The sequence below is a fragment of the Candidatus Accumulibacter aalborgensis genome (assembly GCF_900089955.1).
Lineage (GTDB): Bacteria > Pseudomonadota > Gammaproteobacteria > Burkholderiales > Rhodocyclaceae > Accumulibacter > Accumulibacter aalborgensis.
Genome location: NZ_FLQX01000101.1, coordinates 38,301 through 59,056 on the forward strand (window position 1 = coordinate 38,301; position 20,756 = coordinate 59,056).

The 20,756-nt window shown below is 64.0% G+C and carries 14 protein-coding genes; 11 read left to right on the forward strand and 3 right to left on the reverse strand.

All coding sequences use genetic code 11. The features are described 5' to 3' along the window. Positions 1 to 89 precede the first annotated feature (89 nt). The 5 genes from ACCAA_RS07915 (at position 90) to ACCAA_RS07935 (ending at position 10,197) form a co-directional block, all read left to right on the forward strand. Positions 90 to 620, forward strand: coding sequence for a hypothetical protein (locus tag ACCAA_RS07915; RefSeq protein ID WP_186406699.1), 531 nt, complete (start codon positions 90 to 92; stop codon positions 618 to 620). Positions 621 to 646: 26 nt separating this feature from the next. Beyond that, positions 647 to 1,255 carry a PEP-CTERM sorting domain-containing protein gene (locus ACCAA_RS07920; RefSeq protein ID WP_186406700.1) on the forward strand — a complete coding sequence of 203 codons (609 nt, stop codon included), beginning with the start codon at positions 647 to 649 and terminating at the stop codon, positions 1,253 to 1,255. A 33-nt stretch (positions 1,256 to 1,288) separates the two neighbouring features. Next, positions 1,289 to 8,029, forward strand: a complete 6,741-nt coding sequence (locus ACCAA_RS07925; RefSeq protein WP_186406701.1) for a PKD domain-containing protein — start codon at positions 1,289 to 1,291, stop codon at positions 8,027 to 8,029. 172 nt (positions 8,030 to 8,201) lie between these two features. Beyond that, the gene (locus ACCAA_RS21990) at positions 8,202 to 9,782 is read left to right on the forward strand and encodes an RHS repeat-associated core domain-containing protein (protein ID WP_186406702.1); all 1,581 of its coding nucleotides are present in this window, start codon (positions 8,202 to 8,204) and stop codon (positions 9,780 to 9,782) included. After that, the gene (locus ACCAA_RS07935; RefSeq protein WP_186406703.1) at positions 9,757 to 10,197 is read left to right on the forward strand and encodes a hypothetical protein; all 441 of its coding nucleotides are present in this window, start codon (positions 9,757 to 9,759) and stop codon (positions 10,195 to 10,197) included. Before ACCAA_RS21990 ends, ACCAA_RS07935 begins: the two co-directional genes overlap by 26 nt. Positions 10,198 to 10,485: 288 nt before the next feature. Here ACCAA_RS07935 and ACCAA_RS07940 read toward each other — a convergent pair whose 3' ends face one another. Next, positions 10,486 to 10,767 carry a BrnA antitoxin family protein gene (locus ACCAA_RS07940; protein ID WP_245754491.1) on the reverse strand — a complete coding sequence of 94 codons (282 nt, stop codon included), beginning with the start codon at positions 10,765 to 10,767 and terminating at the stop codon, positions 10,486 to 10,488. Between the two features lie 351 nt (positions 10,768 to 11,118). Between ACCAA_RS07940 and ACCAA_RS07945 the strand changes: the two genes are divergently transcribed. After that, the gene (locus ACCAA_RS07945; RefSeq protein ID WP_186406705.1) at positions 11,119 to 12,342 is read left to right on the forward strand and encodes a vanadium-dependent haloperoxidase; all 1,224 of its coding nucleotides are present in this window, start codon (positions 11,119 to 11,121) and stop codon (positions 12,340 to 12,342) included. Here ACCAA_RS07945 and ACCAA_RS07950 read toward each other — a convergent pair. Together ACCAA_RS07950 and ACCAA_RS07955 are read right to left on the reverse strand one after the other, a co-directional pair. After that, the gene (locus ACCAA_RS07950; protein WP_186406706.1) at positions 12,336 to 12,980 is read right to left on the reverse strand and encodes a hypothetical protein; all 645 of its coding nucleotides are present in this window, start codon (positions 12,978 to 12,980) and stop codon (positions 12,336 to 12,338) included. The two genes, ACCAA_RS07945 and ACCAA_RS07950, sit on opposite strands and share 7 nt — an antisense overlap. A 19-nt stretch (positions 12,981 to 12,999) precedes the next feature. Beyond that, complete coding sequence (locus tag ACCAA_RS07955; RefSeq protein ID WP_186406707.1) at positions 13,000 to 15,741, reverse strand: M16 family metallopeptidase; 2,742 nt, start codon at positions 15,739 to 15,741, stop codon at positions 13,000 to 13,002. A 464-nt stretch (positions 15,742 to 16,205) separates the two neighbouring features. Here ACCAA_RS07955 and ACCAA_RS07960 point away from each other — a divergent pair, with 464 nt between their 5' ends. The 5 genes from ACCAA_RS07960 (at position 16,206) to glcE (ending at position 20,751) form a co-directional block, all read left to right on the forward strand. Continuing rightward, positions 16,206 to 16,493 (forward strand): hypothetical protein, encoded by a 288-nt coding sequence (locus ACCAA_RS07960; RefSeq protein WP_186406708.1) that lies wholly within the window; start codon positions 16,206 to 16,208, stop codon positions 16,491 to 16,493. 35 nt (positions 16,494 to 16,528) lie between these two features. Continuing rightward, a complete protein-coding gene (locus ACCAA_RS07965) occupies positions 16,529 to 17,260 on the forward strand; it encodes a ParB-like protein (RefSeq protein ID WP_186406709.1) in 732 nt (243 codons plus the stop codon). Positions 17,261 to 17,463: 203 nt separating this feature from the next. Continuing rightward, a complete protein-coding gene (locus ACCAA_RS07970; RefSeq protein ID WP_186406710.1) occupies positions 17,464 to 18,036 on the forward strand; it encodes a PEP-CTERM sorting domain-containing protein in 573 nt (190 codons plus the stop codon). Positions 18,037 to 18,178: 142 nt separating this feature from the next. Then, positions 18,179 to 19,684, forward strand: a complete 1,506-nt coding sequence (locus tag ACCAA_RS07975; protein WP_186406711.1) for an FAD-linked oxidase C-terminal domain-containing protein — start codon at positions 18,179 to 18,181, stop codon at positions 19,682 to 19,684. Then, positions 19,684 to 20,751: a glycolate oxidase subunit GlcE gene (glcE, locus tag ACCAA_RS07980; RefSeq protein WP_186406712.1), complete on the forward strand. Its 1,068-nt coding sequence runs from the start codon at positions 19,684 to 19,686 to the stop codon at positions 20,749 to 20,751. The genes ACCAA_RS07975 and glcE overlap by 1 nt, the downstream gene beginning before the upstream one ends. Positions 20,752 to 20,756 lie beyond the last annotated feature (5 nt).

Sequence of the window (20,756 nt, forward strand, 5' to 3'; positions counted from 1 at the left end):
GAATCATCAGTGCCGACGGCGGAACAATACCCCATAGCGGCCCGGGGATGGGCAGTCAAGGTCGCATTCGCCTCGAAGCAGAGAATTTGGTGGGTATCGGAACGACAAGTCCGACGTTCACTTTCGGCCTTCCGGGATCTCTGTTCGTCACCGGGCAGCCCGCACTACGCTTTGCCACCGTGGCCGGCATTCCGGTTCCGGCAAGTCCCACCGGCTTCGGCGACGTGACGATTCCGACAACGACGGCCAACCCTGTCACCCTCACGCTCGCCACATCGGGCATCCCGATCGGCAGCACCGTCAAGGTCAGCGTGATTCCCCGATATGGCGCGCCGGTTACGGTAGATAGTCCGCCAACGGCCGGATCGCCCGACAACGCCACGACGAGCGTCTCGGTCGACATCCCATTCGGCAACAACGTGCTCTCGGCGCAGACTACATACACCGTCGTCGCTGCGACCGGCGACGCGCTCTCGCGTTTTGCCCAGGGCGAGCGCGTCGAGAAGGTAACGCTGACCAGCACCTTCGGCCAAGGCAACAAGACGACCTTGCACACGGTTACCGGCAAGCGGTTCGACGTCGACCCGGCGCTGCTCGCGCTGGCCGCCATATCGCAATAATCGAATCAGAACAGGATCCCCATACCATGAAAACTTCCCTCCCCCTCGGCGCAGCAGCCTTCCTCTGCGCCGCCGCACTCACCAGCGCCAGCGCTTCGGCGACAACGATCGGCTTCGAATCGCTGGCCGACCTCGACCCGGTGACGACGCAGTTCTCGCCGTCAGGAGTCACTTTCGCAAACACCATCGCCCTCAAGGCCGGCTTGTCGCTCAACGACGGCGAGTTTCCGCCGCATTCGGGCAGCGTCGTCATCTCCGACGATGGCGGCCCGATGACGATGCTCTTTTCAACTCCGGTGACGCAGGTCGGCGTTTTCTTCACTTACGCGCTGCCGCTGACCTTGACCGCGTGGGACGTGCTTGATCACGTTGTCGGCAGCCTCCCATCGGCGTTCGCGAACAACACAGCCGCTTCCGGAGATCCCGGCTCGTTGCCCAACGAATGGCTGCAACTCGCGTTCGCTTCGGGGATCGCGAAGCTCACGGTCGAGGGTGACGCCCTCGGCAGTTCATTCGTCCTCGACGACCTGTCATTCACTCCGACGGGGCTGCCGGCCCCCGAGCCGGGGACGTCCGTTCTGATGGCGATCGGCCTCACGAGTCTGCTGGCCGGCAGACGGTTCAAGCGGCTGTGAGCAACAGGTAAACGCGAAAGCGGGAGGCGAGGAATGAGCAGCCACGAGTACGAGTGCGATCGTCTTGCCGCGAGGCGATCATCGGCGTTCGCGCGCGCCCTGCTCGCCACGCTGCTGGCCGCCTGGTGGTCACTTGCCGGCCTGCTGCTGGCGGCCTGTCCGGCCTGGGCCGCGCCGAGCATCGGCAGCGTGCAGCTCACGCCGACGACGATTGCCGCTGGCACGCCGACGACCGTTCGCGTCACCGCCGTGATCACCGATCCGACCGTCATTGCCTCGACGGTCAACCTGCAGCGCCTGAACGACGCCGGCGCAGCGGTCGCGGTGCTCGGCGCGCTGCACGATGACGGAGCGAACGGCGACGCCGTCGCCGGTGACCACGTCTACACCCTTGATGTCCAGCTCACCGAGAGCGCGCCAGTGCGGCTGCGCGTATCGGCAGGCTTCAAGGGAATGTTGAAGCGCCTCTTCTCGGCCGAAATGCTGCTCAACATCAATCGCCCGCCGGTCGCCGACGCCGGGCGCGACCGCGACGTCGCCACCGGCACCGACGTCGAAGTCGATGGACGCCTGTCCAGCGATCCGGACGGCGACCACCTGGCGTATCTGTGGACGCTCGATGAACGCCCGGCCGGCAGCAGCGCCGAACTCAACGGCGCCGACCGCGCGCGGCCGGTGTTTTTCGCCGACCAGCCCGGCGACTACCTCCTGAAACTCGTTGTCAACGACGGCAAGGTCGACAGCGCGCCGGCCTTCGTTCGCGTCCACGCCAGCGCGACCAATGCGCCGCCGACCGCCGATGCCGGACCCGACCAGAACGTTCCCACCGGCGCGTCGATCCGCCTCGACGGCCGTGCCAGCCGCGACCCGGAGAATGCTCCTCTTGGCTATGCCTGGGAACTCGTCGACAAACCGGCATCGAGCGCTGCCGTGCTCGACGACCCCACCTCCGCCACGCCGGGCATCCGCGCCGACCTCGCCGGTCGCTACGTGCTACGCCTGACCGTCAGCGACGGCAACACGACCAGTACGCCCGACGAGATCGTCGTCACCGCCTACGCCGCCAACACGCCGCCGACCGCCGTGCCGGGGCCCGATCAGAGCGTCGCGCCGGGAACTCGCGTCGACCTCGACGGCTCGGCGAGTTTCGACCCGGACCCCGGCGACGGAATCGCCCAGTACGCCTGGGGCTTCGTCGCGCTGCCGCGCGGCAGTACGGCCGCCTTGCTGCCGCAGATCCAGGTCTTCCCCAATCCACCGCTGACTTCCTTCGTCGCGGATCTCGCCGGTGATTATCTGATTGAGCTCGTCGTCACCGACCAGCGGGGCGCGAAGAGCGCGCCCCGCCGACTGCTGGTCCAGGCCGGGGCGCCAGACGCGCTCAAACCAGCGTTGACGCGTCTCGTTCCCGACCGGGCGGTCGCCGGATCGGCTGCTCTCGTCCTCGGCGTCGAGGGCTTGCGCTTCGACCCGGCGGCGCAAGTGCTCTTCGGCACGACGCTGCTCAATACCCGCTTCATCAGCGCCACACGCCTCTCGGCCGACATCCCGGTGCCACTGCTCGCGGCGCCGGGTTCACTCGCCGTTCTGGTTCGTAACCCGGCGTCCGCCGGCGGTGATTCCAACAGCCGCAGCTTCAGCATCACGCCGGCGACGCCGATTCTGAACGTCGTCACCCCCGCCGTGCTCGAAGTCGGCCAGGCAGAGACGCTGGCGCTGGGCGGCGCCAACTTCACCCCGGCGTCGAAAGTGCGCTTCGGCGCCACCCTGCTCGCCACGAGCTTCGGCAGTGCAACGAACCTGAGCGCGCTGGTCCCCGCGGCGCTGTTGAGCGCGCCGGGCACCGTGTCCGTCTCTGTCGTCGATCCGGTGACCGGAACGTCGAACGCGATCGACGTGACCGTTGGCACCCAGCTCAAGATCACCACCATCTCACCCGCCGAGGGTCCGCCGGGAACGCTGCTGACCATCGACGGATCGGGTTTCGTCCCGACCGCCGGCGGCAATCAGATCAGAATCGGCGCCACGCCGGCAGGCGTCGTCAGCGCGGCGACGACGCGCCTGACAGCAACGGTTTCGCTCGCTGCCCAGACCGGAGCGGTGACGGTGACGACCGCGCGCGGCACGGTCAGCGGACCGACTTTCACCGTCAGGCACGAACAGGATTTCGAGATCGTCGCCAGTCCCGCGGAACTGATCACCCTCTCTGGCGGTGTCGCGTCACTGATGGTCCAGTTGGCCAGCAGCGGGGTGAAGCCATTTGCCGGTGTGGCGCAACTCTCGGTCGCCGGTCTTCCTGCGGGCGTCGTCCCGACTTTCTCGACCCCGGCGCTCGCCGCCGGCCACACAGGGAGCCTCGCGCTGGCCGTCCCCGCGGCGCTCGCCGCCGGCACCTATACCGCGCGCATCGATGGCGCCGCGATGATCGATGGTGCGGCGCAGAGCAAGAGCGCCACTTTCAGGCTCAAGGTCATCGGTGCCGCCAGCGCCGGCAGCAGTGGCGTGGCGGGGCGCTTCGTCGACCTGCAGGGCCGCGGCATCGCCGGAATCATCGTCCGCGCCGAGGACCCGAATGCTGCCGGGACGAATCTGGCGCTCACCACCAGCGACGCCGGCGGTAACTTCGTTCTCGCCGGTCTGCCGGCCGGCAAGATCACGCTGCGCATCGACGCGACGCCAGCCAATCCGGGTTTTCCGATCTGGCCGTTCACCCTCGTCCTTGAAGCCGGCGCGGTGACGCCGCTTTCCGACTGGGTGGTGCAGCCGCCGCCGCGCGACGACCTGTTCAGGCCGCTGGTCGCCAACGCCAGCGAAGATCAAGTGTTCACCAACCCGGACGTACCGGGGTTGTCGGTACGCGTGCCGGCCGGCGTCGCGATTCAGGGCTGGGATGGGGTGGTGAAGTCGCGAATGGCGATCGAGCGCGTCGCTCCCGACAAGCTGCCGACCGAAGCCGTGCCGAACGGCGCGAAGAACTACTACCGCATCTCTTTCGGAACTCCTATGGGCGGCGTGCCGATCAATTCCGGCAACGGACCTTCGGCGGTCTTCGTCACCGCGCCCAACGACATGGGCCTGCAGCCCGGCGAGAAGGCCGAGCACTGGTATTACTACGGCACACCGCTGGCCGGCGAGGGTGGCTGGCGCAAGGCCGGCACCGGTACCGTCTCGGCCGACGGCAAGACGATCAGCGCCGATACGGACTCCGGAATCGACCGCTTCTGCGGCGTCTGCGGCTTGTCGTGCTTCACGGTTCCCTGGACCAACCCGAGTCCGCCGTGCCCCGATTGCAACGGCAACGGTCCGCCTGCCACGGCCGGCAAGCCGGTGACGCTGGCGATGGGAATGGAACTTTCGAGCGCGGTGGACATGGTCATCGACGGTGTGATGCCGATCACCATCGGCCGCAGCTATTACCCGTGGAACGCCTTCATCAGGAACGCGGCGCTGTCGTCGAGCCTCGGCAATGGCTGGATTTTCAGCTACGACTGGATCGTCTATGTCGATCCGAGCACGGGTGAACTGCGGCTGGTCCTTCCCGGCAACGCCCGCGGTGTCGTGTTCACGCCGAGCGGAGCCAACACTTACGAAGCGCCGAATGACCTGCGCTTCGGTGGCGCGAAACTCGTTTCCGGCGACGGCTGGCAACTCAAGTTCAAGGACGGCCGCGTCTGGCGCTTTCGGCAGATCGGCTTCGTGAGCTGGCTCGTCGAACAGCGCGACGCCAACGGCAACGTGTTGCGCATCGAGCGCAATGACTCGGGGCGGCCGACGACGATCACCGCACCGGGCAAGACGGTGGCGATCGGCGTCGACGCGAGCAGCGGACCCATCGAGGTGGTGCGCGATGCTGCCGGGCGCGAGGTGCGCTACGGCTATGCTGGCGGCCGGCTCGCGTTGGTGACCGCGCCGGATGGCGGCGTGACGAGCTACGGCTACGTCATCCCGTCGCCACCGCAGGTCACCAGCGTTGGCACGGTGGGCTTCTCGTCGTCGTATCCCAACCGCGCGGACGGGCCGATCTACATTGGCTCGATCTCCCGGCCCGGGACGACGCAGCCTCTGGCACTCGACTACGGCGAGAGTTTCCGCGTGCTGCGCCAGCACGCGAGCAACTGGGATATCCGCTTCGCCTACGAGCTGAGCGGCACCTGTGCCGTCCAGGGGCCGCTGGCCGTGGGACACTGCGCCGGGGGCAATGGTCCCACAGTGGACTCCCTCGAAAACCGCGCGGCCGGCTGGCACTTCCTCGGCGGGGAAGTGATCGCCACCCGTGTCTATGACGCCAACGGCAACGGCTACACGGTCCGCTTCAACGCCGGCGGGCTGGGCACCGAACTGATCGACGCCGATGGCCAGAGCACGAAATTCGAGCGCGACGGGCGCAACCGCATCACCAGGATCACCGACCCCCTCGGCCGTGTCACGCAGTACGCCTACGACGGCAACAGCAACCGCACCCAGATCGTCGATGCCGCCGGTCGCAGCACCGATCTCGCTTACCATCCGATGTGGAACAAGGTGACCGGCATCACCCGCAAGCTGGCCGACGGAACTCCGGTCAGCTATCGCTTCGAGTACGAGGACTCGGAGGCGAGCGGCGGCAAGCTGCTGCGCGCCATCGACCCGCTCGGCAATGTCAGCCAATACAGCTACACCGACGCTGGCGGCGCCAGGGGGCTGCTGCAGAAAGTGACCGACCCGCTGGGCAACGTCACGACGCTGGCCTATAACCCGGCGGCCGACCTCGCGGCAGTGACCGACGCGCTCGGCAACTCGGTCGAGTTCCAGCGCGACGTCGTCGGACGCCTGCAGCGCGTGACCGACGCGGTAGGGGCGAGCACCTTCAGCGAATACAACCGGCTCGACCAGGTGACGACGATCACCGACGCCAACGCCGGCGTCACGCGCTTCAACTACGACGCCAAGCGCGACCCGACCGCGGTAATCGACCCGCTCGGCCGCGCCGTCGAGTCCTACATTAGCGACGACATGCACCACCTGACGCGCCGCACCGATGCCAAGGGCGGCGTCGAGACCTACGACTACGATAGCGCGAGCCGGCTGCTCGCCGCCACCGATCGCAGAGCACAGCGGGTAAGCCTCGAATACGACCGCCAGAACCGCGTCGCGAGCATCACCTACGCCGCCGGCGGCAACGAGCGGCGTGACTACGACGCGGCCGGTCGGCTCGTCCGCATCCGCGATCAAGTAGGCACGATCGCCTTCGACTACGACGACGTCGATCGACTCAAACGCGAGGCCACCGACGTGGACGGGCTGGTCAACACCATCGACTACGAGTATGACGCCCTCGACCGGCGAATCAAACGGACGGTGAACGGCATCGACCCGACGACCTACGCCTACGACCTCGCCTCGCGGCTGACGACGATAGTCTACCGCGGCAGAACGGTGAGCTACGAGTGGGACAAGGCCTCGCGCCTGACCGCCAAGGTCCTGCCCAACGGCATCCGCCAGGAGTACGCCTACGACAAGGCCAGCCGACTCGTCGAAATCCGCTTCCGCAAGTCCGACGGCACGCTGATCGATTCGATCGCCTACGCCTACGATCCGAACGGGCGCCGCGTCGCACGAACGATGAACCTGCCGACCAACGTCGAGACGCCTATGCAGGGCACGTACGACGAAGCGAACCGGATGACCAGCATCACCTTCCCGGCCACCGGGCAGACCTGCGCGCTCGCCTACGACGCCAACGGCAACCTGGCGAGCAAGGCCTGCCCCGGCGGGACGACGACCTACACCTGGGACGCGCGCGACCGCCTGGTCGCCATCGCTGGTCCGGGCCTGACCGCGAGCTTCAAGTACGACGCGTTGGGCCGGCGGGTGCAACGCGTGGTCAATGGGCTGAGCACCGGCTATCTCTACGACGGCGTGCAGGCGCTCGCCGAGTTTGGCGCCAACGAGGCCGCGCTGCTCACCGGGCTGGCGATCGACGAAGCGATCGGGCGGTTTGCGGCGAGTGGGGACAGGACGATGCTGACTGATGCGCTGGGCAGCGTGGTGGCCGAGACGCGGGCGGATCAGAGCATTGCGACGGCGTATGGGTATAGCCCGTATGGGGAGACGGTGCGGAGCGGCGAGGATAGCGGGAACTCGACGCAGTACACCGGGAGGGAGAATGATGGGACGGGGATGTATTACTATCGGGCGAGGTATTATGAGCCGGGCTTGAAGCGCTTTGCTTCTGGTGATCCCATTGGAATCGTTGGCGGAGTCAATCACTATCAGTATGTCGGTTCCTCTCCTACGAACTTTCGCGACACCCTTGGCTTGACAGCGGATGACAGTTATGAGGTTCATACTCGTAACCCAAGTGCAAAGCCAAGCGATTCTGCCTATCAAAGCTTTTTCTCATACCTCTTGGAGATGTGGGTCCACGAATCCAATCACTTTGGCGACGGCTCCTACAACCCGGAGCTTCGAGCCTATTTGAACCAATCTCCCTACATCTGTGATCCAACATCCGATTGGTATGTGGAATTGCATGGGATGCAAAAGATGAACGCGTATTACGTGCTTCGACTGGGTGCCATTTATTATGCCCAGACGAGACTGTTGTCCGATTTGTTCGGCTATGTGAGGAACAAAACAGGCTCGCAGACAGAGGGACCGTTTGAGCAAGACCTCGTGGATGATTCTCCACTAGATCTAACATGGTGGCGGCCACCCCGTAAAGATGATCCAGAGTCTCGGGACAAGGCTGGTGGCCAATGCGCTGTAGTCCAGCCATGTTCGCGTCGCCGGTAGCTCGTAGGTTGGCGCCAATCGGGGACGTGGCGCCAATCGGGGACGGACCACGATTTCTTGCGCGAACACGCATTGATAGCGCCGACTCTCGGCGCAATACGCTTCGCTTATCGCACTCTACGCCGCTGTTCGGCACGCTGGCTGTCGTTCATTAGGATAGGGGGGAGAGATCATGCCAAGCCACTGCCAAAGCCTGCTCCGCCTCGCTGTCTTCCGGCTGCTCGCTCTGATCGGTATCGTCCAGGCCACAGCGGCGGTGAGTCTCACCGTGCCTGCGTCATCGGCGTTCGGGCGGGCGTTGCTCGCCAGGGTGCTGGCGCTTGCCGGCGTGTTGCTGCCGGTGTTCCCAGCCTGGGCTGCCCCGAGCATCGGGTCGGTGCAGATCACACCGAACTCGATCACTGCCGGCGCGCCGACGACCGTCCGCGTGACCGCCGTGATTGCCGATCCGACACTCATCCCCGCCACCGTCAACCTGCAGCGCGTCAATGACGCCGGGGCAGCCGTCGCGGTGCTCGGCAGCCTGCACGATGACGGACTGAACGGTGACGCCGTTGCGGGCGACCAGGTCTACACCCTCGACGTGGTATTGACCGAGACCGCACCGCTGCGGCTGCGGGTGTCGGCGGGTTTCAAGGGCATGTTGAAGCGAGTGTTCTCGGCAGAAGTCCTGCTCCCGATCAATCGCCCGCCGCTGGCCGACGCCGGTTCCGACCAGAGCGTCGGCGTCGGCAAGCTGGTCAGCCTCGACGGCAGTGCTTCGCGGGATCCCGAAGGAGCGACGCTCAGTCACGCCTGGTTGTTAATCGGCCGACCTGCGGGAAGCGCTGCCGCCCTCACCGCAGCCAACAGCGTGCGTCCGACCTTTACCGCCGACGTTCCTGGTCAGTACGTCGCGCAGTTGATCGTCAGTGACGGCCAACTCGCCAGCGGACCGGACACGGTGAGGATCACGGCCACCGACACCCGGCTGACGATCCTCTATCTGCACGCGGATCATCTCGGCACGCCGAGAGTGGCGACCAACGAAGCCAACGTCGTCGTCTGGCGCAACCCGCCGACGACCGAGCCTTTCGGGATGGCACTGCCCGAGGAAGATCCGGACGGCGATGGGAAGCCGACGACCATCAACCTGCGCTTTCCCGGGCAGTACTTCGATCGGGAGACGCAACTGCACTACAACTACTACCGGGATTACGATCCAGGGGTGGGGAGGTATGTGCAGCCAGATCCGATCGGGTTGGCCGGAGGCTTGAACCTGTACACCTATGTTCGTGGGAATCCACTGACCTACGTCGACCCGGATGGTCTTACCCCTTTGCTTGGCCTCGGGCTGCGCTTGCTTGCCATGGGGATTACAGCTCAGGGCGTAGCAGAAAATCCCGAGTTGGGTCTTGCCGGTGGTCTCGGCAGCGCGGCAAAGGTTGGCGGGCAATGCCTGGCGGCAAAGGGAATAGTGGCCGAAGGCAGGACCGTTCTCGGTCACCACCCCGAGTACGTGCAGCTTGCCGAAACTCTCGCGGCTCGTCGCTTCAACATTCCGGGGGAGGTGTGGAACAGGATGTCCGAGGCCGAACGGTGGACGGCGAATCAGAAGTTTCTTGATCGCATGATCTCCCGAGGGGATGAAATCACGCTCGCCACGCCGCTGGACAAGGTGCGACCCGGAAGCTACTTTGCCCGTGAGTTAGAGTACTTGGGAAGCAGGGGCTACGTCCCGGGTGCCGATGGAACCCTACTCATCAAGCGGTGACGCGGTGATTGATTTGGTTGATATCGCCCCTGCTTTCGCCTTCGTGGTGAGCGAGGGTCTTGTGCCTGGCGCGAGCAACTATCAGCCGCAGGCGTTTGGCAACGCCGTCGTTGTAATGGTCGGTGCGCCGTTATCACTCCGATTCGAGCGTGATCGCGGACAGGTCTTCGTGGATGCTGGAAGCAATGCCGTTGGGTGGCACAAGCTTGAATACGCACTTGAGTTCGTGGACGACTCCATCACGCCGCAACAGCTTGGCGAGCCGCCAGACGCCACAGCCATGGCGAACCTGCTTCGCGTGCATTGGGACCAGGTGGTTAACCTGTTTCGCGACGAGCAGAGAACATCGGAGTTCCAAGCGTTCGCCAGGCAGAAATCAGCGGCCTTACTCAGCAAGATATTCAGCAAACCCTGATGCAGCGGAAGCGGAATCAGAATTGGCGTACGCCGGATCGACCATCTGCAATTATCAAAGCGCCTGGCACGGCACGCGATCAATCGCCCGCCGCTGGCCGATGCCGGTTCCGACCAGAGCGTTGCCGTCGGCAAGCTGGTCAGCCTCGACGGCAGTGCTTCACGAAATCCCGAAGGAGCGACGCTCAGCCACTTCTGGGCGTTGATCGGCAGACCTGCGGGCAGTCCTGTCGAAAACCTGGAGGTTGCTCCACCTCTCGGGTATTTTACAGGGGGATCGGCTGGACGCTTACGCCGCCTTCCCGCTCATCAGTTCCTCGCGGATGGCTTTCCTGATCATCGTTTCAATGTCGGATTGTTGCAGTGACATTTTCAGGGTTTCGTTGATCAGCGTCTGATAGCCGCGCTCGCCAGCCAGTCCCTTGAAATGCTCAATCAGAGAGGCATCGAGATACAGCGTGATGCGCTTCTTTGCGGGCGTCACTCGACCCTCGACACGCTTGCGCAAGACCAGTCGGCCAGCATCGATGTCACCCTGCGTGATTGGGGCGTCGTCGTCAGAGGTTGCCAAAGTAGATTTCCTGTTCATTTCGCTCCGCCTTGCGCGTCGCTGGAGATAAACACCGCTTGTTCCAGCTTTCGCTTGGTGTTCATAAGCCATCGTTGTAGACTTTTTTCAGGATCCGAACGCAAGTCAGTCATTCCGAAAAAAGTCTACAACGTTGGTCCTTACGTTGGAGTTCCTTGCTTACCTCGACCCATGCCCTACCGCCGGAACCTGAGTCACGCTCTTCCGCGCTTTCTTGGCGCGCTGCTGTTCTGCGCTGCTGGCCTGGCAGCGGAGGTGCCGCATGCGCCGGCATCGGACCCGAGCCACTGGGTGAAGTGGTTGCCGCAAGGCGATCCTCGCGACGAGGCCACGATGCCGGAGAATTTCGCATCACCGCCGCTGACGATGGCGGCTGGCGAGTCGACTCGACAGCGCTTCGCGACCGAGGTGCTCGCCCGGAAGTGGGCGACCGGGCCGGCATCGCTGCCATGGAACGGTCTCGCCCTGGAACTGATCGTCAAGTATCAGCAGAACCCGCTGCGCGCGGTGCGCGTGCTGGCGCACGTGCACGCGGCAGCTCATGACGCGGTCGTTCGCTTGGCGACGACGACGAGCAGCGAGGCGGCGCAGGCGGTGGCGGTGCAGGCTGCGTCGGCCGCGGTCCTGGCGCATTTCTACCCGCGCGAGTCGCCGGGAAGAATCGAGGCCATCGGCGTTGGCGCGATGCTCGCGGTCGCTGCCAGGGCGGGCGTGTCGCCGGAAGATCTCACTTTTGCCCGCGCAGCGGGCCGTCGCGCCGCGGCCGATGCGATCCGTCGCGTGCTCGACGATGGAGCCGGCGCGAGCTGGAACCCGGCCGATCGTCCGGCAGCCGGTCCCTCCGTGTGGCGCGCCGCGCCGCCGCTCAATCTCTACAATCCGACCGAGCCGCTGGCCGGGAAATGGCGCACCTGGGCGCTTGCCGACGGCAGCGAGATCCAGCCACCACCGCCGCCGGAGTTTGCCAGCGAGCGCTACCGCGACGAAGTGCGCGAGGTGCTGCAGGTGTCGCGCGCCCTGACGGCCGAGCAGAAGCGAATCGCCGACGACTGGAACCTCGACAAGGGGTCGGTGACGCCGCCGGGAGTCTGGAACCGCAAGGCGATGGCCCTGGTCGCTCAGCATGGCCTGGATACGGCGCAGGCGGCGCGCGTGTTGGCGGCGCTGAATGTGGCGATGTCGGATGCGCTGGTCGCCTGCTGGCAGGCGAAGTTCGCCCACTGGACGGTGCGACCGGTGACCGTGATCCGCGAGCAACTCGATGCGGACTTTCTGCCGTACCTGTTCACGCCGCCATTCCCGAGCTATGTCTCGGGGCATGCGGCGGCTTCTGGCGCGGCTGCGGAAGTGCTCGCGGCGTTCTTTCCGGAGGATGCCGGCGAACTGCGAGCGTCGGCCGACGAAGCGGCGTTGTCGCGCCTGTACGGCGGGATCCACTTGCGCAGCGACAACGAAGAGGGGCTGAGACTCGGCCGCGCGGTCGGGCGACGCGTGCTCGAGCGCAGCCGGCGTACCGACGGTGCGCCGGCCAGCGGCACGCCCTCAGGCGCTCAATAGACTGCGTAGCCGATCTGTCCGAACATGTCGCCGCAGTGGGCGCGAACGGCGAGGATGACGGAGTTGGCGGTGGGGGAGGGCGGCACGGCAGCGGGCTCCCTCGTTTCGAGCTTGAACAGCAAGCGGCCGTCCGTCGCCTCGTAGCCAAAGACTTCGTAGCCATCAGCACCCGTCGTCGCTTGCCAGTGGATACGCCTTTCGCTGGTGTCAACACTCAGTCCGTTGACCGGACAGGCAGACCGGGAGTCAATCAGGAAGCGATGCTCGCTGCCTGGCGCCGGCAGCGATGGGTCCGCCGTCGGGCACTGGCTCGTGACGCTGACCTCGACGAGCGCGAAGCCGTCGCTCAACGCCTGCGGCGCAACGAAGTGTGTTTCCTTGACCATGGTGTCGATCGTGGCGAATGTTCGCCCTTCCGGTTCGCGGCTGACGAGTCTGATCCGATAACTCGACGCGGCGGCAACCGGGCGCCACGAAATCGTCGGGCGCAGTGAGGATTTGGTCGATTGCGGCGCCGGCGAGACGATCGTCGGATTCAGGCACGGTTGCGCGGCAAGCGCAGGCAGCGCCGAACCGACGCTGGCGAGACCAGTCGCCACCTGTGCCAGCGACCAGGCGCGCGGGGACCTGGACGTCATCCTGAGTGACGACGACTCGTCATTTGCCCGCTTCCTTCTTGCTGTCAGCGGCGATGACCAGACTCAGTTGGTCGGGGTTGATGTACTTGCGGAAAGCGGCATCGACCTGCTCGGGGGTAAGAGCCGCCACCCTGGCCTCGAAGTCCTCCGAGAATCGCCAGTCGCGGCCGAGATCGAGATACGTCATCCAGCGCGAAGCAACCGAGTTGTCCTGCGAGCGACTGAGGGCGCGTGATTCCAGGATTCCCTTCTTCGCTTCTGCGACTTCGCGCGCGGTGAAACCGTCGCGCAGCGCTCGCCGCAGCTCCTCCAGGATGGCTTGCTCGGCACGAGTGGCGTTCTGCGGAGCGACCATCGCCGTCACTGACCACGTCGATAGGCGCTGACGGCTACCCATCGACAAGGTCGAACCGACGCTGTAGCTGAGGCCGTCCTTCTGGCGCAGGCGGTCCGTCAGTCGGCTCGACAGTCCACTGTGCCCACCGAAAATGTCATTCGCCACGTAGAGAGCGGCGGCGTCGGCATCATCGTCACGCAGCATGAGGTCCACGCGCGCGCGCAGGAAGGCATTTTCCTTCTCCGGGGTATCGATCACGATTCGCTGCGGCACGACGCTGCGGAACTCACGGTCGACGCGGCCGTAAGACGATTTCGAGACATAGCCGGGAAACAGTTGCCGGAGTTCCTCCTCGATGGCTTGCGCATCGAAGTCGCCGACGATGGCAATCTCGCCACGCGCTGTCCCGATCAGTTCGCGGTGATAGCGCACGACGTCAGCGAGCGTCGTCCGGCGCAACTGGTCGATGCGCTCGGTCAGCGAAGCGTGGTAACGAGGGTCGCCGGGCGGATAGGTGTTGAAATGCGAGAGCAGGGCGTCGCCCGAAAGCACTTCCGGATTGTCGAGTTGCGACTGCAGTGCGGTCAACTGCTCGCGCTTGAGTTCTTCGAATTCGGCCACCGGGAAAGTGGCGTCCTTGAGCAACTGGGCGAGCAGCCTGAGTGCCTCGGGCAGCTTGTCCCGGTTCGTTTCAAAGTGGGTCAGGCTGCCGCGGATCTTCAAACGAATCATCTCGTCGGCGATCTGCTGGCGGGTCAACTGGCTGGTGCCGCGTGCGAGCATGGCAATCGCCAGAGGACCGGCGAGGTCGCGGTGGGCCAGCGAGCTCTCATCACCCCAGCGAAAGCTGATCGCCACATTGACAGTCCGCCCGCGGTTCGCTTTTGGCAGCAGGGCGATCTTCAGATCGCCAAAGGTTGCCAGCCGGGTGCGCTTGCTGATGTTCTCGTGTGAGGCCTCGAAGGCTTCACCGGCATCGCCCTTCTCCTGCGGCCTGAAATTGGCCAACAACTGAGCGGCGCTTGGTGCCTGCGGAACGACGGCGCGCTGCGGGGAGTCCTCGGGGATGAAGGTTCCGAGGACGCGGTTGTCGCGCACGAAGTACTTGCCGGCAGCGGCATCGATCTGCGCCGTCGTGATCCTTTCGAGCTGATCGCGGGAGTAGAAGAAAAGCCGCCAGTCACCGAGTGCGATGTACTCGGAGAGCATCACCGCGAATGCTTCCGGATCGGCCAGTGCCCGTTCGTGGGCGGTACGCTCCTGCTCGATCGAGCGACCGAGTTCAGTGGCGGTTGCGGCCTGGCGCGCAAAGCCGCCCTCGATCACGGCAATCATCCGGTCGCGAACCGGCTCAATCGATTGACCCTTGTTGACCGTCGCGCCAAAGACCACGAAGCCGGGTTCGCGCGTGTCGACGGTGTAGGAAAAGACCTGTGCAGCCAGTCCGGTCTGAACGAGTTCCTTGTACAGGCGCCCATTTGGCGTGTCGCCGAGGATATCGACGGCCATGCTGATGGCGTCGGAGTCGGCGTGCAGGCCCGACGGGGTGCGATACGCCAGCGTAACGATCTGCACCTCCCCTTTCCGCCTGACCGCAAACTGGCGTTCGCCATCCGCCGTTGGCTCAACTGTCCAGTACGCGGGCAGCGCACGCGTCGGCTTCGGCAGTTTGCCAAAGGTGGCGGCAATCCAGGCCATCGTCTTTTGCTCGTCGAACTTGCCTGCGACCGTCAGCACGGCGTTGTCCGGCTGATAATACATGCGGTAAAACGCACGCAGGTTCTCGATTCTGACGTTCTCGATGTCACTGCGGGCGCCGATCGTATTCTTGCCGTAGTTGTGCCAGTCGAAGAGCATCGACTGCATCCGCTTGAGCATGACGCTCGCCGGGTCGCTTTCGCCCATCTCGAATTCGTTGCGAACCACGGTCATCTCACTGTCAAGGTCTTTCCTGGCGACGAATGAATTGACCATGGCATCGGCGCTCCATGCCAGAGCCCACTGCATGTTGTCGCCACTGGCGGCAAAGGTGAGATAGTAATTCGTCCGATCGAGCCAGGTCGTGCCGTTGATCTGGAAGCCGCGCGCCTTGAATTCACGGGTCGGATCCGGGAAGTTCGTCGATCCCTTGAACATCAGATGTTCGAGCAGGTGGGCCATGCCGGTCTCGCCGTAATTCTCGTTCCGTGAACCGACCAGATAGGTGACATTGACCGTGGCCGTCGCTTTCGCCGCGTCGGGAAACAGGATGAAGTGCAGGCCGTTGGCCAGTTGGTACTCACTGATCCCCTCAACGGTGCTCAGCTTCTTGACGCCGGCGGGCAGTTTCATGGGCGCTGGCTGTCCGCCATAGGCCGTTGGTGGCACGAAACTGAGCAGCAGCCACGAGAGCAGGCAGATGACGGCATTCATCCATCGGTTCATCACGATGACTCCAGGAGAAAAGCAGTATTTTTTCAAACAGGCAGGCTCCCGTTCGGCGCTACAGCTGCCGGCGGCGGGAGGGCGAATTATAGGCTGCCAGGAAAAGAAACGGCCCGCACAGAGGGAGGGCTGGGCGGGCCGGGTGAAACAATCGCTGTCACGCGGGGGGAGGGGGAGGGGGAGGGGTGCGTGGCAGCGACAGGACGAAGAGTACCGAATCGGCAGCGGGTGATCTGTTGTCCCTCTGTTCCTGATGTGTAACGGAGTGTGATCTGTGCGCCGGAGAACACCGGGCATTGCTGCTTTCATCGGGCTCGGTCACCGCTGCGGATGTCTATTGCCTTTAGTCCGGGAGAACTGGCATTATCCTCGACTCAAGTCGCCGCATGGGTTCCTGCAGAGCGTTGCTGGCAATTTGCGCGGTGGGTTCCCGTTGAAGCAATGACAGAATCAAGGAGCGAACAATGAGCCGAGAATCGGATGACCTGGGTGTGGCGACCGTCGTGCTGGAGCGCCTCCAAAAAGAGCGCTTGCCCCGAGCGCTCGATCTGAAGGCGAAGGTCGATGGCGGCGAGCGGCTCGATGACATGGATATTTCCTTGCTGGAACGGGTATTTGCCGACATCGAGGACGCCAAGTCCTTTCTCGCTCGTCACCCGGAATACAACGAGTTGGCGGCCAAGATGGCCACACTGTACGAAGAGATCACGGCCAGGGCGCTGGAGAACGAGAAGGCAGCGCCTCAGGCCTGAGATCGGATCAGACCCTACGCGGGGAAGGAAAGATCATGGATTTCAACTATGAAGAATGTACCGCAAGGTCGCACCGCGGGGGGCAATTCTACCAACTGCGGGTGGCGGACCTGCATCCGACGCAGAGTGGTGTCGGGCTCGACGAGGTGAACGCCAAGGCCGAAGCCATGCGCACGAAGAGCAAGGATGACCTCGCCGCCTATCTGATTACCCATCCCGTTCCTATCGTCATCGGCAATGGCGACAAGTTCTATCTCACCGATCACCATCATCTGGCGCGTGCCGTGTGGGATGTTGCGCAGGGAAAAAATCAGGCGGGAATCGATCAAGGCAATGCCCGCGTGGTCGTCGAGGTGATGTACAACTGGAGCATCCTGAAGGACTACAACTTCTGGAAAGCGATGCATGACAATCGCTGGGTCTATCTGTTCGATCCCATGGGCGGTGGCCCCGTGCAACCGGACGCACTGCCCAAGCACATCAAGGATCTCCGCAACGACCCCTATCGTGGTCTCGCCTGGTACGTGCGTACGCACTTCGGCTATGACAAGATGGCGGCCGACTTCGCCGAGTTTCAGTGGGCGCAGTTCTTTCGCATGCGCATGATTCTCGACAACCGCCTGCTACGGAACGCCATCGAGGACGTGGACATTCTGATTTCGAAGATGAAGGCAGAGGATCAGCAGGCAATCATCGAGCAGGCCATCCATCTGGCAAGTTCCGGTGAAGCCGCCGGTCTGCCGGGTTATGTCGGGCATGGTGGCTGAGATCATCTGTCGGAATTTTTTACACTGGCGCCACGATAAGGTAGGTCTATATTTGTAGGTATCTTGTTTAATGTAATAATTCTTTTTCGGCATGAATGTTGCTTCTTTGTCTTGGCTGAGGTGAGCGTCGGGGCGAGCCCCGGGCCAGCGCTTGGCACCCGTGCCAAGGCACATTTTTCCTCTCACTTTTCGGGAGCAGCCTCATGAAGATAAGCAAAACGATTGCACCACTCGCTCTTGCGGTCGCGCTACTCTCTGGCTCTGCAGGTGTATTCGCGTATGAAGATCTGACGACGTGGAACACGAGTCTGGGCACGAATGGCTCGGCATCGGTCGCCAGTAACTTTGCAACGCTTACAGGAACAGCGTTGCTTGACAAGAGCTTCAATCTTGCCGCCGGCTATAAGTTCGAGTTCGACTGGTTGTTCGTGGCTGGCGACGAACTTCCGTACAACGACTGGGCGACGGTCTTTGTCGGCAACAATTTGTCCACCACCCTGTCCGACGTAGCTACCGTGGGGGATTTTGGCGTCAGCGGCTGGAAGCATTTCGTGACCACTCTGGCCAACTCCGTCAATGGTCAGATCGCGTTTTCAGTCAACAATCTCCTCGATGATGACCCGCTCTATGCCTCCAGCTTGAGCGTCACGAATGTGCTCCTTTCAAGCCCCAATGTGCCGGTGCCTGTTCCAGAGCCCGGTATGCTGCTGGTGACCGCAACAGGCCTCGGTCTGCTGGCGTTCATTCGCCGGCGCAAGCAGATTTCGGCTGTCTGAAGCGAGCGCTGGCAGTACAAAGGAACCCGCGTCGGCGGGTTCCTTTGTACAATGAGAAGACCGGGCCGCGCGCCAACGTCGTGCTGAAGGCATCGCAGCGAGGCACACCGCTCGTCGCTTGAGCCTTTTTCGAGGATGCGCCATGAAGATGGAAGGCCCGCTGGAAGGCGCGATTGTCGAGCGCAGTTTCGCCGTTGACCGGCCGACCCTGATTCGGCGCCTGCGCGCGGTGTTGCCGGCGCAGGGCCTGCTCGCCGAGGAAGAAGACATGCGGCCGTATGACTGCGACGGGCTGACCGCCTATCGCCAGTTGCCGCTCCTGGTCGCCCTGCCGGAGAATGAGTCGCAGGTACAGGCGATCCTCAGGATCTGCCATCAACTGAGGGTGCCGGTGGTGCCGCGCGGGGCCGCCACCGGTCTGTCGGGCGGCGCCACACCGCATGCCGATGGCGTTCTGGTGTCGCTCGCCAAGCTCAAACGGATCATCACCGTCGACCCCTTGTCGCGCACGGCGGTGGTTCAGCCGGGGGTGCGCAATCTGGCGGTTTCCGAGGCGGCGGCGCCTTATGGCCTCTATTACGCGCCCGATCCATCGTCACAGATTGCGTGCACCATCGGCGGCAATGTCGCCGAGAACTCGGGTGGCGTGCACTGCCTCAAATATGGGCTGACGGTACACAATGTGCTGTGCGTGCGCGGGCTGACGATCGAGGGCGAGGTCGTCGAGTTCGGCAACGCGGCGCTCGACGCGCCGGGTTACGACCTGCTGGCACTGCTCAACGGCTCGGAAGGCTTGCTGGCGATGATCACCGAGGTGACTGTCAGGCTGACGCCGAAGCCGGAGTTGGCGCAGGTGGTGATTGCCTCTTTCGACGATATCAGAAAGGCCGGCGATGCGGTCGCCAGCATCATAGCGGCCGGCATCATTCCGGCCGGTCTCGAAATGATGGACCAGAAGGCGATCCACGCCGTCGAGCCCTATGTCAACGCCGGTTACGATATGAGTGCTCAGGCGATTCTGCTCTGCGAGTCGGACGGGACGCCGGAAGAGGTCGCCGAGGAGATCGCGCGCATGACCGAGGTACTGGCGGATAGCGGTGCAGCCGGGATTCGTGTCTCGCAGAACGAAGCCGAGCGCCTCAAGTTCTGGGCCGGGCGCAAAGCGGCTTTTCCGGCCGTCGGTCGGGTGACCCCGGACTACCTGTGCATGGACGGTACGATTCCCCGAAAGCGGCTGGCCGAGATGCTCACCGCGATTGCCGAACTGTCTCTGAAGTACGGCCTGCGCTGCGCCAATGTTTTCCATGCCGGTGACGGCAATCTGCACCCGCTGATCATGTACGATGCCAACCAGCCGGGGGAATTCGATCGCGCCGCTGCCTTCGGTGCCGAGATTCTCCAGTTGTCGGTACGCTTCGGCGGCACGATCACCGGCGAGCATGGAGTGGGTCTCGAGAAGATCGATGTCATGGCGGAGCAGTTCACCCAGGCCGAGATCGCCGCTTTCCATCGCATCAAGGCGGCCTTCGACGAGCATGGGTTGCTCAATCCTGGCAAGGGCGTGCCGACGCTCGCCCGCTGTCGCGAATATACCCTGGCCCGTGGCCATGCCGCAGCGGGTACCGTTCGCTCTTCGCCGGGCGGGTGATGGATACTTTGATCGAAGCCTGGGCCGGGCGGATTGTCGACGCTGCCCGGTCGGGCTGCCCACTGGCCATTCGCGGTGGCGGCAGCAAGACCTTCTACGGTGGCCCGGAAGAGGGCGAGCCGTTTGCGGTGGGTGCCTACAGCGGCATCGTTGCTTACGAACCGACCGAACTGGTGGTCACCGCGCGGGCCGGAACGCCGCTCGTCGAACTGGCCGCGGTGCTGGCCGAGAAGGGCCAGTGGCTGGCCTTCGAGCCGCCGTACTACGCGCCGTCGGCGACCGTCGGCGGGATGCTGGCCTGCGCTTTGTCCGGACCTCGCCGGCAGGCGGTGGGTGCGGTGCGTGATTTCGTTCTCGGCGTCAAAGTGCTCAATGGTCTAGGTGATGTGCTGTCCTTCGGCGGCCAGGTGATGAAGAATGTCGCCGGCTACGACGTTTCTCGGCTGATGGCGGGCAGCCTGGGCACCCTCGGTATCGTGCTCGAGGTTTCGCTGAAAGTGCTTCCCCTGCCGGTCAGCGAAAAGAGTGTGCGTTTTGCCCTCGACGAGGCGACGGCGTTGACCAAACTCAACCAGTGGGGTGGCCGGCCCTTGCCGATTTCCGCCTCGGCCTGGCACGACGGTGTGCTGACGCTACGCCTTACCGGTGCCGCCGCTGCGGTGGCTGCCGCACAGCGCGCGCTTGCCGGTGAGGCGTTGGCCGATGCCGATGGCGAAGTCTTCTGGCATTCGCTGCGTGAGCAGACGCACGTCTTCTTTGCCGGTGACGCGCCGTTGTGGCGCCTTTCGCTGCCTTCGGTGGCGCCGGCGCAGGCGCTCGGGTCGACGCTGATCGAATGGGGCGGTGCGCAACGCTGGTTGCGCAATGGTGATTCACGGGTGATTCGCGCCGCCGCGGCCAAGGCCGGCGGACACGCAACGCTTTTTCGCGGCGACGCCGCGCTGAAGGCGTCGGCTGGCGTTTTCCAGCCGCTCAGTGCGCCGCTGGCACGGATTCACCGCAATCTCAAACAGGCCTTCGACCCGCAGGGAGTTTTCAACCCCGGCCGGATGTATCCCGGACTTTGAGCGCG